The organism is Photobacterium obscurum (assembly GCF_026191635.1).
Lineage (GTDB): Bacteria > Pseudomonadota > Gammaproteobacteria > Enterobacterales > Vibrionaceae > Photobacterium > Photobacterium obscurum.
In genome coordinates this window covers 17,870-34,178 of sequence record NZ_JAKRRW010000005.1, presented here as the reverse complement: position 1 = coordinate 34,178, position 16,309 = coordinate 17,870, and the positions used below count along the sequence as shown (strand labels likewise).

The following is a 16,309-nucleotide window of genomic DNA, read 5'->3' as shown; positions in this document are numbered from 1 at the left end:
CTACAGCTGAAAAAAACGGTTCGTATACAAAGCAAGAGGCGTATACAAAACCGGGGTTATGTCGCAAGTCGGTTTCACCTAAAACAACATTACGTATTTTAGGGGCGGTGTTGTTCATGGGAATAACACCGCCTAGCCACGCCATCACCATTGAGCAGGCATGGGAGGCATCAAAAGCTTACGATCCAAGTTATCAAAAAGCGCAAATTGATACCCAAATCAGCGAAACCGGTATCCGTTCAAGTCGTAGTAATTTGCTTCCGGGGCTAAGTGCAAACGCTAACTCAAACTGGAGCGAGAATGGTGAGAATACCAATGGCTATTCGGTAACCCTGAGTCAAACAATCTGGGACAGCTCCAAATGGTCAGGTTTAGAGGCTTCTGAAGCCTCTTTTGCCAGTTCGCAATTAAAAGAACGTCAAGCACACAATGATCTTGCTGAAAAGCTGGTCACCGCCTACCTTAACTTAGCCAAGGCTCAGGGGGATTTTCGTCTAGCAAAGCAGAAGCTCGATGAAGGGCAGAAAGTGCTCAAAATCACTGAGCAGCGTTATGCTGCAGGCGGTGTAATGGCGACAGAGGTTGAGGATATGCGTGCCAACCATGTTGATGAGCAAGCGCTGATCCTTCAGGTTCGTTCAGATATTGATACGCTGCAAGCCGCTTTAATGGCCTTGATTGGTCAATTGCCTGACTCAGTAGATGAAATCAGTATAACGTCACTGAAACAGCCGCCGATGTTAGTCAGTAGCGAGAAAGAGTGGCTAGCACTGGCGCGAAATAACAGCCCTGAATTATTGGCAGCGCAACAGACGTTAAAGGCCAGCCAATACCGGTATGATCAAGCCAGGGCAGGATATTATCCAACCATTGAAGGTTCGCTGAGTTATAGCGATAACGATCGTCGTAACCATGATGATTTGAGCGCAGGTCTCACCTTAAATATTCCGATTGATTTAAACGGTGCAACCCGTGCGAATGTTGATCGCTCAAGTTTGTCTGTTAACCAGGCCAGACAAGATATCCGTATTGTCGAAATCAACATCAAGCAAAGCATCCAGAGTCGCTTTAACCAACTGCAACTTGACTGGCAGCGGGTTGAGATGGCGCAGCAACAAATTGCCTCGCGTGAAAAAGCCCTAAAAAGCAAACAAGCCGTTTATGACGCTGGTTTAGTTGATGCGACAGATGTTATTACTGCCCATAACAACTTATTTAGCAGCAAAAACAACCTGCAAGCACTGCTTTACCAATACTGGCAACATCGGGTGTCATTATTACAATCTGTGGGTAAATTGGACGACGATACGATTACGCAAATATCGAGAGCGCTTGAATCATGATGCCGATGCTACAACAAATCGCGCAAACGCTATTTGCTCACAGGCTTCGTAGCTTACTCGCCATTATTGCTATCGTATGGGGCATTGTCTCTGTGCTCGTACTGATGGCTTTAGGTGAAGGTTTCTATCAAATTAACGCCAAGTCTTTCTCATTGTTAATGAGCGACACGCAATTAGCCGTACCCGAAATGACCAGTAAACCCTGGCAAGGGCTGCCTGCTCGCCGTGAGCTGACATTTACCGAACCTGAGTTTCGTCAACTCGAAAATCAATCAGCGATAAAAACGGTGTCAGTGTTATACCGTAAGTGGGAGGCCAGTGTTACGGATATCACCGGGCATACGCTACCCGGTTATATTCGGGGTGTAGACAATCATTATGTCGGCATGCGTAAAGTCAAACTCGCACCGGGCTCTCGCGATATCAGCATGAGTGATCTGAATAATCATAACCGGGTTGCGATTATCGGCTGGCAATTGGCACAACAAGGTAACCTAGCCATTGGCGACAAGCTAAAGGTCAATGGTATTCCTTTTCTGGTCACCGGTATTACTAAACAAAGTGAAGGCGGCATGTCGATGGGCTACGAAGACAGCCAGGTCATCATACCCAGCACAACCTTCACCGATCTATGGAGTGATAAACCGTCACAGGTAATGGTGACCCCAGCGGAAGGAATATCAGGGGTGATCCTGCGGCAAAATCTGCTGTCGTTCTTTGCCAATCAAAAACACTTTGACCCGACCGATCGTCGTGCGGTATGGATCCCCGATTTCAGTCAGGATGCCAAGTTCTTTACCGCACTGCTACGCGGTATTCAGTTATTCCTGGGAGCCAGTGGCGCAATGACACTCGCGGTTGGCGCATTAGGTGTCGCTAATATTATGTTCTTATCTGTCACCGAACGAATCCGGGAAATTGGCGTACGCCTGGCGATAGGCGCTACCCCTAACAACATCCTGATGCAATTCTTACTGGAGGGGGGCATGCTGGTGGCCGTAGGAACAGCGCTTGGGATCATTCTCTCTTATTGCTTGGTTGCCATCATGAATCAAGTTGGTTTGCCGGACTGGCTGGGTAACCCGGTTCTCACGATAGACGCTATTGTTATGGCACTTTCTGTCACTGTGGTTCTTGCGTTGCTGGCTTCGTTTTTCCCCGCACGTCGCGCATCAAATCTGACACCGGTTATTGCGTTAAGCGCGAGGGTATAGCATGTTTCCGTTTCGACAAATTCTACAAGAAATGGCCGCCGAAAAACTGCGCCTTGGCCTGACAATACTGGCGATTGTGTGGGCAACGGTATCTATCGCTTCAATGCTCGCAATTGGTGAAGGGTTACGGCAAGGGCTAATTCGCACCACCAGTAATGGTAACGGTAACCTCATCATGTTGACGGGTGGATTTGCTACTCAAGACTACGGTAACTTTTCGAAAGGTAAGCAGCTAAAGCTCAAACCCGATGATGTAGATGTGTTACGGGCTTTGCCTGCGATTGAGCAAGTCGAGCCCAGCGCCACATGGGATGCCTCGGTACGGTATAAAGACACCCCTACATGGCAACAACCTCTGGCAGTCTACCCTCAATATAAAGATCTGACCGGGTTAGATATTGCCGCAGGCGGACGGTGGTTTAACCCTTTAGATATGAAAGAGCAACGAAAAGTCATCGTGGTGGGTCGCAGCACCGCAGTCCGTTTGTTTAACGAAAACGATGATTTTGATTGGGACAATATGCCTGAATTAGAATCTTCCCCCGTAGGCAAACAGGTAAAAGTGGGAGATGAAAACTTCACCGTGATTGGCGTATTAAAAGCCAACAGTTCCAACATTGAGGACGGAGTCCCCATTGATTACGCGTTATTTGTGCCGTTTACGACATGGCTGCGCTTCAATGCCAACGCATCGCTAGGGGCTATTCATATCAAGCCTGCAGATGGATTCGACCGTAAGAAAATCGCCGATACCGCTAAACAAGTTATCGCGCGAAAATATGGCGCCAGTGTACAGGACGAACAGCTGATCCAGACGCAAGATATGCTGCTAAGGCAAAAAACCATGCGCAATTTCCTCATTGGATTGCAGGGGTTTCTTGGCATTATTGGCTTGATTACCCTGGCCGTTGCGGGGATTGGTATAGCCAACGTCATGTACGCTACGGTCAAGCGTGCGACGCGCGATATCGGCGTGAGAATGGCCGTTGGGGCCACACCCGGTGACATCAAATTACACTATATGATCCAGGCGTGTATCACTATCTCTATTGGTGGCCTGATCGGGCTTGGCCTGACATATAGCCTCGTCCAACTGCTTCAAAGCATTCCCATTCAGGGGAACGGGCTTTACGAGTATTTAGGGAGGCCCACACCTGAACTGTCATTCACCATTGTCGGCCTCGTCATACTGGCGCTGAGTATCGTTGGTATTGCCGCAGCATGGTTTCCGGCCCGTCATGCAGCAGGCATTACGCCATTAGAAGCCCTGCAAAGTGAATAGCCGCTCATCAATATATCCGAGGAATATCATGCCCCTAGTTCAACTTGATGGCATTAGCAAACACTACAAAAGTGGTGATGAAGACGTTTACGCCCTGGATGGGATTAACCTGACCATTAACAGAGGTGAGTTTCTATCGATCCTCGGGCCGTCGGGCTCAGGAAAATCGACACTGATGAACGTATTAGGCTGTTTGGATAAACCGTCTTCAGGCCATTATCATTTGGAAGACCGTGACGTTCCTGCCTTGAGCCGCAATCAGCTCGCCGTCATCCGTAACAACAAGATCGGCTTTGTGTTTCAGAGTTTCAATTTATTGGAATATGCCACGGCACTCGAAAATGTTGCTTTACCCTTGGTGTACGCTGGTGTGAATGCGAAAACCCGTCGGGCCAAAGCGGCAGAGCTGTTAAAGCGGGTGGGGCTCGGCGAGCGAATGAATCATAAACCTAACCAATTATCCGGAGGTCAAAAGCAGCGTGTCGCGATAGCCCGAGCCTTGGTCAATGATCCCCAAATCATTCTGGCCGACGAACCGACAGGAGCTTTAGATTCAAAATCAGGAGCTGAGATAGAAGCATTATTTAATGAACTACATCAGGAAGGATGCACCTTGATTATTGTTACCCACGATAATGCCCTGGCTCGCCGAACAAAGCGTATTATTAATATCAAAGACGGGAAAGTCGTCGGTGATGAAATGCTGACAAGTGGCTAGATGAAGATCTCATTCGTTATAACATTGGGATAGGGCGCTCTTTGTTATTGTTCTCTTTTCCTATAGCCAGGCTAATGCATCTAATACAAAGTACTTGCTAATGGCCAGCTTGAGAATAAATACCAGCCATCCCATTGCGCCGGCGAAAAAGCCCCAGCGCTGCCAGGCATTTTTGGCCTTAAGGGCAAAAGCGCCGCAGAGTATATAGGCCACAACACTTACGAGTTTTACCGATAGCCAGGGGGCGGCTGGGGTAAACGGGATAAAGCCTGTTATCCCTATTAAGGAGGTGCCGCTGGTTAGCAGCAACGAGTCATTAATATGCGGTATGACTTTCAGTATCCGATTATCAGCCCAGGCAGACTGGCGACATACCAAGCCGTATCGCAATAAAAATAAACTAATGCTGAGCATCACGGTAATGACATGAAATGTTTTAATCGCTAAATACATAATGTTTTTACTCTAGGGAGTGATGTCCCTAAATTATGTTACGCCCCGGTGAATCGGCTCAGGCCGCTAATCTAGCAGAGCGACCAGAGCCAAGTGAGTTACAGAAGAGTGGGAGTTATCCATCCCATTTCCACGGACAACTGGACAAACAGTTGTGGCAAGCTGGTCAGAAAGGCACTGCCGAGGTAGATGCCTGAGACTGCCAGTAATACCTTCAGTCCTGATAGGATGTGATGGCTCATCGTGCTAGTGCCTCTGCTTTTTTGCCGGAGCCTTGCTTGATTGCATTAACAACAAGTTTGGCTAGGAAAATCCCGAGGAAGATCCCGCCGGCACCAAACAGCATATCGCCAGGCATGCGTAGCCAAACTAATGTTTCAACGAGTGGGCTATGCAGGACTTCCGGTGAACGTGCAAACCAGTAGCCATTCTCGATGACCGCGAAGAACTGAACTAGGCCGACAGGCAGCAGTGACATGGCAAGCATCGCAACCAGACCTATATTCAGTGACCAGAATGCCCACTTCAACCATTTGTCATCCCAGCCTTTTGTTTCGCCGGCCAAGCCGCGCAGACAGAATAACATCAGGCCGATACCCAGCATGCCATATACGCCCATGAAGGCTCCGTGGGCGTGGGTTGCCGTGGTGTTAAGGCCCTGAATGAAGTATAACGCGACAGGTGGGTTGATCAGGAAGCCGAGTACACCGGCGCCAATGAGGTTCCAGAATGCAGTAGCAACAAAGAACATGATTGCCCACTTGTAACGTGCCATCCAAGGGGTTGCATTACGCATGCGGTAGCTTTCAACGGCTTCAAAACCGATAAGTGCCAGCGGTACGACCTCCAATGCAGAGAAGATGGCCCCCCATGCAATAACAGATGTTGGTGTACCAGTGAAGTAAAGGTGGTGCAGGGTACCAATCAGGCCACCGGTTAGGAACACGACAGTCGCGAACAAAACGGCGCTGTTGGCTGTTGCGGCACGCACTAAACCTAGGCGAACAAACATCAATGCAATAACCGAAGTGGCAAAGGTCTCGAAGAAGCCTTCAACCCATAGGTGGACGACCCACCAGCGCCAGTATTCTGCAATAGCCAGATTGGTGTGTTTGCCCTGGAACAAGCCGGCACCGTAGAACAGGCCTATTGCCACACAGGATGCATATAGTACCCAAATAACAGCACGCATTTCGCCTTGCTGCGAAAGCGCAGGACGAATAGCCCGAGTAACCAGTGCTAGCCAGATCAACAAGCCTACTAACAGTAGAATTTGCCATAGGCGACCAAGGTCAATGTATTCCTGTCCCTGGTGGCCAAGGAGGTAGCTAGTATCAAGATCCAAGTACTGCTGAACAGCCAGCCACTCACCAGCCATCGATCCAAGTACAACCACCACCAGTGCAACCCAAAGAACATTTACACCAAGGCGTTGGAACTTTGGTTCATGCCCAGATAGCGCTGGGGCAATATATAGGCCCGTGCCCAACCAAGCTGTTGCGATCCAGAATACCGCTAGCTGGGTATGCCAGGTACGTGTTACCGAATAAGGCAATATTTCAGAGAGTGGGATCCCGTAGAAGTCTTGTCCTTCGACACCGTAGTGGGCGGTAATCCCCCCTAGGAAGACTTGCAGCAGGAATAAGCCAATGGCAGTAAAGAAGTACTTACCTACTGCTTTTTGCGAGGCAGTTGGTTTACCATCAAACAGCGGGTCATATTTGGGTGGGGTGGGTAGTGGCTCATGTTTTAATGCCGCATGATACCAGGCCAGAGCACCGACACCGGCAATCAGTACCACCACACTCAAGATAGACCAGACGATATTACTGGATGTGGGGGTGTTGCCTATTACCGGATCATAGGGCCAGTTGTTGGTATAGGTGTAGTTTTGGTTAACGCGTTCAGTGGTTGCCGCCCATGCGCTCCAGAAGAAGAAGGCAGTGAGCTGCTCACGGCGTTCAGCCGTTGATACTGTACCTTCTTTCATCGCGTAATCTTCACGCAATGGCTGGTAGGCAGGATCATCGCCAAATAGGCCGATATAGTGCTGCTGTAACATGGAAACCGCATCAGAGCGGGTTGGAGAAATGGTGATAATACCGGTTTCCGGGTTGTAGTTGTTCGGACGCAAGTCGTCGCGCAGCAGTTGCTCCAGTCCTGCCTGCTGGCTTTTCGACAACTGAGTGAAAGGCTTATTGAACTCCTCTCGCGATCTGAGCTCGAGCCAGTTATTTGCTTCGCGGTGCAGCCAGTCAGCAGTCCAGTCAGGTGCTACGTATGAACCGTGGCCCCAAATAGAACCTAGCTGGTGGCCGCCCATTGAACGCCATACCAGTTGGCCTCTTTGGATATCATTTTCTGTGAAGATAACCTTACCGTTTGTGTTCACAACCTTGGTTGGGATCGGGGGTGCCTCTCGATAAATGTCGCTTCCGATGCTGAGCAATACTGTAAATGAAGCAATGCAAACGATGAGAAGCGATATGATAGATAACTTTTGTTTTGTCATATCTGAATACTCGAATAGTTGTTGTAATGTCGAAACTAGATAGTCAAGTATCGTGCCAAAAGTTAAGTTGTTGATTTGGTGGTTTATTCTGTTTTGATTTTGTCATAATGACACCCATAAGTAAGTGTCAATTAAACAGTGTGTTGTTATTATGACACTATTGACGGTGTGTACTATTTGGCTGATTGCTTTTTAGCTCTCGATTTGAGGTGATAATTAGTAGCAATATTTCAATGAACTAGACATTGCACCGGAATCATTCCTTGAGGTTTCTATAGTTAGTGTCATAGTGACACCGTAAATATGACACTCACTATCAATATCTGCGGAGATGACTGACATGGTTTTGCCAACGCGAGACTTTACCCATATCGCACTGGATTTAACGACTAGCATTTCTAACCAAGACCGCTTTCAGCGCCTGCTTAATACGATTCGGCAGACCTTGAACTGTGATGCGTCGGCATTGCTGGTATTTCGGGGACAGCAGTTTACGCCGCTGGCTATTGATGGGCTGGTTCCTGATGTTCTTGGCCGACGCTTTACGATCAGTGAGCACCCAAGGCTCGAAGCGATAGCACGTGCCGGTGATATTGTCAGGTTTCCCGCCGATAGTGATCTGCCTGACCCATTTGATGGCCTGATCCCAAACCGGGAGGATGAGCTAAAAGTCCACGCGTGTATCGGGCTTCCGCTTATGGCGGACGATAACCTGATTGGCGCTCTGACAATCGACAGTTTTGATACTTCGTCATTCGCTGATTTTAGTGATCAGGATTTGCGAACTATCAGCGCGTTGGCTGCAGTTTCGCTCAATAATGCACTGATGATGGAGCAGCTCGAAAAACTAGCGTCTGAAAGCCCTAGCCAGGTATCAAGCCTCAAGATTGGCGATACGGACAATATTGAGATGATCGGCCAGTCTGCGCCAATGCAAGCCCTCAAGAATGAAATTGACGTGGTTGCCAAGTCTGATTTGAATGTCTTGATCCTCGGTGAGACAGGTGTCGGTAAGGAATTAGTCGCCAAGGACATCCACCGAAAATCAAGCCGGGCAAACCAGTCTCTGGTTTACCTTAACTGCGCAGCACTGCCTGAATCCGTTGCTGAGAGTGAGCTTTTCGGCCATGTGAAAGGGGCGTTTACCGGCGCAATCAGCAACCGCAGCGGGAAATTCGAAATAGCCAACGAAGGTACTTTGTTTCTTGACGAGATTGGTGAGCTGCCACTCGCGCTTCAGGCCAAATTGCTTAGGGTCTTGCAATACGGTGACTTGCAACGGATCGGTGATGATCGCAGCCTGAAGGTGAATGTTCGGATCATAGCGGCGACCAATAAAGATCTCAAACAAGAAGTGCTCGATGGGCGATTCCGGGCTGATCTCTATCATCGGCTCAGCGTGTTCCCATTGCATGTTGCTCCGCTTCGAGAACGTGATAATGATATTGCCCTGTTGGCCGGTTACTTTATTGAAAAATGCCGGGCAAAGCTGGGGTTACAGACCCTTCGTATGAGCAAGGCAAGTCTGGCGGTGTTATCCCAGTACAATTGGCCCGGTAATATCCGCGAATTAGAGCATTGTATCCACCGCGCCGCGATCTTGGCCCGCTCCGAGTGTGGCGCGGATGCACCGCAAATTTGCCCTCATCATTTCAACTTTGATGGAAATCATCCTAAAACGTCAGGGCCTTCTGTTCGTTCAGCAATGCCTGCCTTTTTGGGGGATAGCTTGCGGGATGCGACAGATACATTCCAAGGTCAGTATATAAAGCAAACGCTGGAGGCCAATAACAATAATTGGGCGGCAACAGCAAGACAGCTTGGTATTGATAGCGGTAACCTGCACCGATTGGCTAAGCGGTTAGGGTTAAAGTAGTAAGAAAAAGTAAGTCATTAAAAACTGAATTCCCCCCGCTTGGAGAACCAAACGGGGGGATACCTATAGCTAAACGTGTTAGCTGTAAAGGCCTGCGCCAACAGAAAGGATGACGACGTTAAGAGCAACAAAGAAAGCAACCAGCGGGGCGATAAATTTCAGCCAGGTCACATAAGGGATACGCGCAATAGCGAGTCCGCCCATCAGTACGCCATAGGTCGGGGTAACAAACAAGATAGTACCGATCCCGCTCATAAACGCAGTAACCACTAACTCACGACCGGTATTGGCAAAATCACTCAGTGGTGCCAGGATTGGCATGCTCATTACTGCGAGGCCGGAGGTAGACGGCACAATGAAAGAGAGCAGCATTTCAATTCCGTAGACGGTGTTGATAAACAACACCGAACTTTTGCCCGCTACAAGCCCTTCAGCATAGTTTAGAATGGTGTCGGTGATATTGCCTGCTTCCATTACTACGACAATGCCGCGTGCGACGCCGACAATTAACGCCACCCCAATTAGATCAGCAGCACCGGCAACGAATGAGTTGATCAGGTCGTCTTCGCTCAGGCGCCCAACAATCCCACATAGAATTCCCATAAAGATAAATAACGTGGCCATTTCAGCCATCCACCAACCGAGCACTGACACACCGTAGATCATGATGCTGAATGTCAGGATAAACAGTACTAGTACACCTTTCTGTGGGCCGGTAAGCACAGGGAGACTGTCGGCTTTATCCTTGTCTCCCAGGAAGTGTTTTTCGTGATCATCGCGAAGATGGGCAAGCATAGAAGCATCCGGATTATTCTGGATCTTTTTGGCATAGCGCATAACGTAGCCGATGCCGACAACAAGGGCGATGGCCAAGATAGCGAAACGCAATTCGACACCACTGAGGAAGTCAACACTGGCAGCATTTGAGGCAATAACAGTACCGAATGGATTAATGGTCGAGCCAAGCGTACCGATACCGGTACCTACGAAAATCACAGCGACCGCCACCAGAGGGTCGAATCGTGCTGTCATGAAAATGGGGATAAGCAGGCCGTAGAAGGCGAGGGATTCTTCAGCCATACCGTAGGATGTGCCGCCCAGAGCAAATAGTGTCATTAGAATCGGGATCATGTAGATCTCTTTTCCTTTCAGGCGCACCATGACCCGGGCAATACCGGTATCAATAGCGCCTGTCTGGGTCACGATTCCCAGGAAACCACCTACCATCAAGACGAAAAGACTGACATCAATGGCACCGATGACCCCTGTGATCGGGTCATAAAAGCCTGAGATAGGTGCCATTAAGGTATCAAAGAATCCTTGTGGTGAAGATTCAATAACATGATAGGAGCCCGGTAACGGGACTTCTCGGCCTAGCTGCTCATTCATTTCACGCGTATATTTACCGGCTGGTAATAGGTAGGTCAGCGAGGCAAAGAATGCTATTAACAGGAACAATATTGTAAATGTATTGGGAAACTTCTTAATCTTTAACATGGTTTATCCTTAGCGGGCAGACCAACGCTCAGCCCGCGTTAGCAAAGGGCTGGAACTAGATAAAGTGTTTTGTGATGTATTCAGAGGTCATGCATTGCAGAACCCCGCCGTAAGAAAGGTCGAACTCAATTCGACTGCCGATCTTGTAATCGTGTTCGCTGTCGTCAATATCGAGGATCAGATGGTCGCTGCTGCCTCCGATAATAATGATGCTGCTATCTTTGGGGGTGATTTGGTCGATATCGACATCTTGCTTGCCGATAGCGCAAATGGCACGTTTACGTAGCCCGCGGTCGACAAATTCAGGTTTGTTGCCAAAGGCGTCTAGTGCCGTTGAATTAGCCGGAACCGAAGGCTTGACTTTGATTTCGACGATTTCAGCGGTGAGGTCAAAAGTATCCTGGCGGGTATTGGGAACCGGATCATCATTCAGGCCAATCCCCATCAGAACAGACGCGCCCAATCGTAATTGGTTAATGCCCTGGGGAAGCTCGCCGTTCAGCATCAGCGGGAGTCCGGCAGAGCTTGCGCCCGACAGGTATTTCAGTTTGATGTTATGTTCCGTTTCAACCTGCTTGGCAAGGGAAACAAGTCGACTCTGATTGTCTACAGTTGGCTCGACTCCACCATAACAGGCGAGGTTGGTTCCAAGACCCACCAGATTGATACCGGGAAGCGCTATGGCCTGACGTGCAAGGGCGAGGGTTTCTTCTTCGAAAAAGGCGCCTTCACGGAGATCGCCCAGATCATGCATGAGAATAACCTGGTGAATTTTATGCTGGGCGAGAGCGGCGTTAGAGAGGGCCTCCAGTGTCGCGAATTCGGAATTGAGGGATATATTGGCATACTGAACAACCTCATCGGCCTCGCTAATGGCCGGGATCCGTAACAGCATTTTTTGTCCGTCAAGGTGGTGCATTTTTTTCAAATTTACAATACGTGAGTCTGCGAGGAGTTGAATGCCACCATTCAGAATAGCCTGACCGACTTCAGGATAGGCGCAGGCCAGCTTTGTTACTCCGGCTGGTGTGACGCCATAATGCTGGCATACCGAGACCATATTTTGGGTATTACGGGTGATCGTATCTAGGTGGATATTAATACATGGATAGACGCTCATATATTTACCTTTTGGCAATATTATTATTTATGAACATTGAGCGCTTTTTGTTAATGAAGATAAATAGTGGGTTTAAGATGGTTACTTTGTGAGAAATCGATGTAATTATTGGGTTGAAATAATATCCACGGGATAAGGTTAATTATCCCGGGATATATTTGTGATTTTTTATACTAATGCCTTAATAGGTGTTTTTTTATTCTTATGAACATCAGTAATGGCATTGACTAATTCAGAGGCGGCCAGCGAGAGTTCTTTGGATTCTAGGGTGGTTAAATGAAAAGATGCGAGATATTCAAGAGAGGGTGCGTTGACTTTCACCATCTCCCCCCTCTGTTCCCAGATGGAAGCATAATGATCAGGAAGGTAGCCGACAAAGGTTCCTGACAAGATGAGATGAGCTGTAGCCTCCATGTTGGTACTGCTGGCAAGGTGCATCAAATTCTTTGTATCGCTGAGCGGGGTGATTTTGTGAGACAACCCGCGTTCGACGATGGGAAATTCAAGCAATTCCTTAGTGGTTACTTCTCCTTTCTCGCTCTGCGTTGACAATATCGGATGCTCTGGCGCGCAGTAGAGGCACTGCTTTTCCTCAAACAGGTAAGTATAAGCCAGCCCGTCCTTTTGCACTTCGGACGAGGTGATTCCTAGTTCCACCTTACCTTCCAAGATCATCATTTCAATCTGGTAAGAATCCCAGATATCGGTATCAATGGTCACTTTGGGGTGGTCATTACAGAACTGTCGGATACCTTTCTGGATTTTGCACTGTGGGTTGGTAGCAAGGTTGTCGGTAAGTGCTAGGCGGATATGGCCATGGGAAATGTTTCTAATTCCATCGAGTTGTTCTTCGAAGCGACCAATATCTTTAAACAACGTTTGGCTAAGTTGGTAAACTTTTTGGCCATCACTGGTTAGGCGAAACCCCCTCCGACCGCGATGACATAAAGTCATTCCAAGTCGTGTTTCCAAATCATTCATACGCGTACTAATTGTCGACTGATGCATGTTTAATTTAAATTGCGCGGCTGAAAAACCGCCGGACTCAACAATGGTGATAAATAAATGGAGCAACTTTAAGTCAAAGTCGTTTATTTTTCGCATCTCATATCTCTTTTTATTGGTTTTTTATAGGTATCAAAACGAATATTAGTCTGTTCATTATTTAAAGTCTGAGAGGGACCGCACTAGTTTCATAAGTGCTAAATAGGAGTATTTAAATTCGGTGGGAAGAAAGTAGTAATAGAAAGGCGTTATAGTTATTACCTTGCTGGCTATTAACTATAACGCCGATCTAGTGGTGGTTTAGGCCCCTTGGTTATGCCATGGCGTCAAGTTTCTGGTGAATTTCGTCAATAAGTAATGTCATTGCGTTATCAAGCTGGGTCATTTCAGCCTCTGTTGGCTGTTTATTTTTTTTGGCTTGTATCTCGATTAACATTGCCGCTTCCCGGACATTAAAGGCGCTGATACTTCCCGACGCCCCTTTTAACGAGTGGCTCAGCAAGATAGCGTTATCAAAGTCCTGTTGGGCGAGGGCAAGTTTTAGCTTTTCCACATCATGTTGGTGTTCGTCGGCGAACATAACCAAAAACTGCATAATGAGATCGTAGTCATCATCCATCATCTCAAGCAGTGTGCTTAACTCGATTTGCTGGAAATGCTCAGAACGCAGTTTGCCTGTTGCGCTGCTCGTTTCTGTGCTTTGCTGGCAAGCATCATTGTTCAACTCGCTTATTTTTTCATGGCTATGAGTGGGCAATATCTCGATTTTATCGATGGTATCGGGCGCATGGTTTTGATCTAACTCATTCTCATGCTCTGTGGGGGCCTCCAGCACCGCTCGTAGTGAAGCCATATGCGTAATTTTACTTTTAAAGCGTTGAAGAGCATCAAGGAGTTTTTGCTCGTCTAATGGTTTGGTGATCACGCAGTCGACACCGGCATTTATCATGTTCTTCTGGGTTTCTTCGAATACATCGGCAGTGCAGGCAAAAATTGGGATTTGACTGATAGGTGAGTCCCATGAGCGGATCCGTTGCGTAGCCTCAATGCCATCCATTACCGGCATATGGTTATCCATAAGGATGACATCATAGTATTGGTGTTCGAGCAATTCGAGCGCTTCAGCGCCGTTCTCAGCGATTTGTGTCGTAAACCCCCGCTGCTTGAGGAAGGAGTCGATGATTAAGACATTCAATTGATTATCTTCGACGATCAATACCTTGAGGTTGGCAAACGCGCTGTGGTCAAACTCAACGTTTTCTTGCTCTGGCAGCATGTACTGCCCTTGGTGAATTTGCAGGGTTACGGTGAAGGTCGAGCCGATACCGGGCTGGCTGCTGAGATCGATAGTACCGTTCATGAGTTCGGCGAGCTGTTTGACGATACTGAGTCCCAGTCCGGTTCCACCAAAGCGGCGACTGGTAGAGGCTTCAGCTTGGGCAAAGGGGTCGAAAATGTGTTGGATTCGCTCAGGGTCGATACCGATACCTGTGTCCTTGGTGATAATGGTGAGGGTTTTCTCTCCCGGGTTAAGGCCATCATTTAGCTTTAAGGTAACTAGTACTTTGCCACGTTCGGTGAACTTGATGGCATTGTTGATTAGATTGAATAGGATCTGGCGGATCCGGGCTTTATCGGCGTAGAACCAATCATTTTGATTAAATTCGCAAATAATATCGAAGCTGATCCCTTTTTCTTTGGCCAGGGAGTGGTAGGTGCTTTCGATGGCACCGATTAGATCGGTGAAACTGAAGTTGGTTGGATCTAGCTTTAACTGTCCTTGCTCAATTTTGGAGAAGTCGAGAATGTCATTGAGCAGTGACATCATATGCTTGCCTGAGTCAAGTAGGCTCCGGAGGTGGTGCTCCTGCTCTTCGGAAAGCTTGGTTTTTAATAGCAGTTGAGATAAACCCAGCATGCCATTCATCGGGGTGCGAATTTCATGAGATAGGTTGGCTAGAAACGCGGACTTTGCCCGATCTGCAGATTCTGCTTTGTGCAGTGCCCGATTCAATCGCTGAGTATCATAAGAAATCTTGTCTGCACCCTGGTTAAGTGCTTCATGGAGGACTTGAAACTCGTGGGGGCCTTCAAAATGGTCGCTACGAGTGTAGTTACCAAGTTTAAACTGTGCGGCAAATCGAGACAGTTTTGTCAGCGGTACGGTGATTCGCTTGGTTAGGAACACGGAAAGGATAATAACAATGCCGGCCGTTAATAACAGCGCAAGCATGAAGTAACGATGGAGATAATCGATGGCGCCGGTCACACTGTGCTGCGGGGTAATGGAAACCAGAGACCAGATGGGTTGATTATCATTCCCTTTCGTTTTGAGGCGAGAGATGGTCGCGAACAAGGCATCATCGTAGCGATTGGTGTAATGGATGATTTGGCTGTCTGCCGACGGCTCACTGAGTGCATGTTGGTTATACGCCTGTTTGAAGTTGTCGAACATCTGTAGCGAGTGGCCTTGGTGACGTCCTGATAGGACCACGTTACCTGTTTGATCAATGAGGATAAAGTTGTCGCTATCATTGCTGCGCTTACCAAGAAAGGTCAGCTGTTTGTTAAGTTCACTGAGTTGGTATTTGACCACCAATAGTTGCCCTGTAGCTTGCGAGCCATGGGAGCGATGTAGGTTTTTTATTTGAGTGATGAGGTAGACAAACGGAGAGCGATCTAATTGTTGTGGCTGAGAAATATAGATTTCATTGTGTGAGGAATTGAGTATTTTGACTACTTCACTAAGTTGGGTAATACCGGCTTGGGCGAGCTCTCTTTTCAGTGCCTGGATGGAATGAGTTCGAGATGATTCGACGATTTTATAACCGGCTTGATCGGGTTCGAGTAAGAAAAGGGCAGAGAATGCGGTATCAACGGTGGTAAGTTCAGCGAGATAGTGACTAATAAATTGCTCGCTGGCTTGTAGGGAGTCTGATTTCAGCTCAAAAACGGGTGAGTTTGCCAACGCTTTTATGCTAAGAACGCGCTGGGCAATAATATCATCGATGTTCCGTGCCGCAAGCTCGGTATGGCTGCTTAGTCCCTTTGATATTTGAGAAAGCGCAACAGTCGAAAGTTTCTCACTACTTACCCAGCTATAAATAAATGCTGGAACAATGCCCACAAAGAGCATACTGGCAAGTAAAATAGGTTTGATTCTGTTTGGGACTATCCTTATCAAACTACACCCCGGTACTTTTATTTATTATTTCTCAATAAATATAAGCTCATTATCAATCACAACATATGACTGAGGGGATGAAAGTTGATCTCTCCTGCAAATAAA

At 47.8% G+C, this 16,309-nt stretch carries 12 protein-coding genes; 5 read left to right on the top strand and 7 right to left on the bottom strand.

Translation table 11 applies throughout. The features are described 5' to 3' along the window. Positions 1 to 116: 116 nt before the first annotated feature. The 4 genes from MD588_RS08140 to MD588_RS08125 are packed head-to-tail and all read left to right on the top strand — an operon-like array spanning position 117 to position 4,557. Positions 117 to 1,343 (top strand): TolC family protein, encoded by a 1,227-nt coding sequence (locus MD588_RS08140; RefSeq protein WP_265696929.1) that lies wholly within the window; start codon positions 117 to 119, stop codon positions 1,341 to 1,343. Further along, the gene (locus MD588_RS08135) at positions 1,340 to 2,557 is read left to right on the top strand and encodes an ABC transporter permease (protein ID WP_265696584.1); all 1,218 of its coding nucleotides are present in this window, start codon (positions 1,340 to 1,342) and stop codon (positions 2,555 to 2,557) included. The genes MD588_RS08140 and MD588_RS08135 overlap by 4 nt, the downstream gene beginning before the upstream one ends. A gap of 1 nt (position 2,558) precedes the next feature. Beyond that, on the top strand, positions 2,559 to 3,839 hold the full coding sequence (locus MD588_RS08130; RefSeq protein ID WP_265696583.1) for an ABC transporter permease: 1,281 nt from the start codon (positions 2,559 to 2,561) through the stop codon (positions 3,837 to 3,839). A 28-nt stretch (positions 3,840 to 3,867) separates the two neighbouring features. After that, positions 3,868 to 4,557: an ABC transporter ATP-binding protein gene (locus MD588_RS08125; RefSeq protein ID WP_265696581.1), complete on the top strand. Its 690-nt coding sequence runs from the start codon at positions 3,868 to 3,870 to the stop codon at positions 4,555 to 4,557. Between the two features lie 60 nt (positions 4,558 to 4,617). On the opposite strand, the gene MD588_RS08120 is transcribed toward MD588_RS08125, so the two are convergent. From MD588_RS08120 to MD588_RS08110, 3 genes are all read right to left on the bottom strand, one after another. Next, positions 4,618 to 5,010 carry a SirB2 family protein gene (locus MD588_RS08120; RefSeq protein WP_265696579.1) on the bottom strand — a complete coding sequence of 131 codons (393 nt, stop codon included), beginning with the start codon at positions 5,008 to 5,010 and terminating at the stop codon, positions 4,618 to 4,620. Positions 5,011 to 5,108: 98 nt separating this feature from the next. Continuing rightward, positions 5,109 to 5,252 carry a hypothetical protein gene (locus MD588_RS08115; RefSeq protein ID WP_265696577.1) on the bottom strand — a complete coding sequence of 48 codons (144 nt, stop codon included), beginning with the start codon at positions 5,250 to 5,252 and terminating at the stop codon, positions 5,109 to 5,111. Beyond that, positions 5,249 to 7,522, bottom strand: coding sequence for a nitric-oxide reductase large subunit (locus tag MD588_RS08110; protein WP_265696576.1), 2,274 nt, complete (start codon positions 7,520 to 7,522; stop codon positions 5,249 to 5,251). Before MD588_RS08110 ends, MD588_RS08115 begins: the two co-directional genes overlap by 4 nt. 340 nt (positions 7,523 to 7,862) lie before the next feature. Here MD588_RS08110 and norR point away from each other — a divergent pair, with 340 nt between their 5' ends. After that, positions 7,863 to 9,398: a nitric oxide reductase transcriptional regulator NorR gene (gene norR, locus MD588_RS08105; protein ID WP_407676557.1), complete on the top strand. Its 1,536-nt coding sequence runs from the start codon at positions 7,863 to 7,865 to the stop codon at positions 9,396 to 9,398. Positions 9,399 to 9,476: 78 nt separating this feature from the next. Here the strand turns inward: norR and MD588_RS08100 are convergent, their stop codons facing one another. The 4 genes from MD588_RS08100 to MD588_RS08085 all read right to left on the bottom strand — a co-directional run bounded on the left by MD588_RS08100 (position 9,477) and on the right by MD588_RS08085 (position 16,156). Further along, positions 9,477 to 10,895 carry a YfcC family protein gene (locus tag MD588_RS08100; protein ID WP_265696574.1) on the bottom strand — a complete coding sequence of 473 codons (1,419 nt, stop codon included), beginning with the start codon at positions 10,893 to 10,895 and terminating at the stop codon, positions 9,477 to 9,479. 55 nt (positions 10,896 to 10,950) lie between these two features. Further along, positions 10,951 to 12,015, bottom strand: coding sequence for an alanine/ornithine racemase family PLP-dependent enzyme (locus MD588_RS08095; protein ID WP_265696573.1), 1,065 nt, complete (start codon positions 12,013 to 12,015; stop codon positions 10,951 to 10,953). A 168-nt stretch (positions 12,016 to 12,183) separates the two neighbouring features. Next, complete coding sequence (locus MD588_RS08090; RefSeq protein ID WP_265696572.1) at positions 12,184 to 13,119, bottom strand: LysR family transcriptional regulator; 936 nt, start codon at positions 13,117 to 13,119, stop codon at positions 12,184 to 12,186. A 214-nt stretch (positions 13,120 to 13,333) separates the two neighbouring features. Next, the gene (locus tag MD588_RS08085) at positions 13,334 to 16,156 is read right to left on the bottom strand and encodes an ATP-binding protein (protein ID WP_265696928.1); all 2,823 of its coding nucleotides are present in this window, start codon (positions 16,154 to 16,156) and stop codon (positions 13,334 to 13,336) included. Positions 16,157 to 16,309 lie beyond the last annotated feature (153 nt).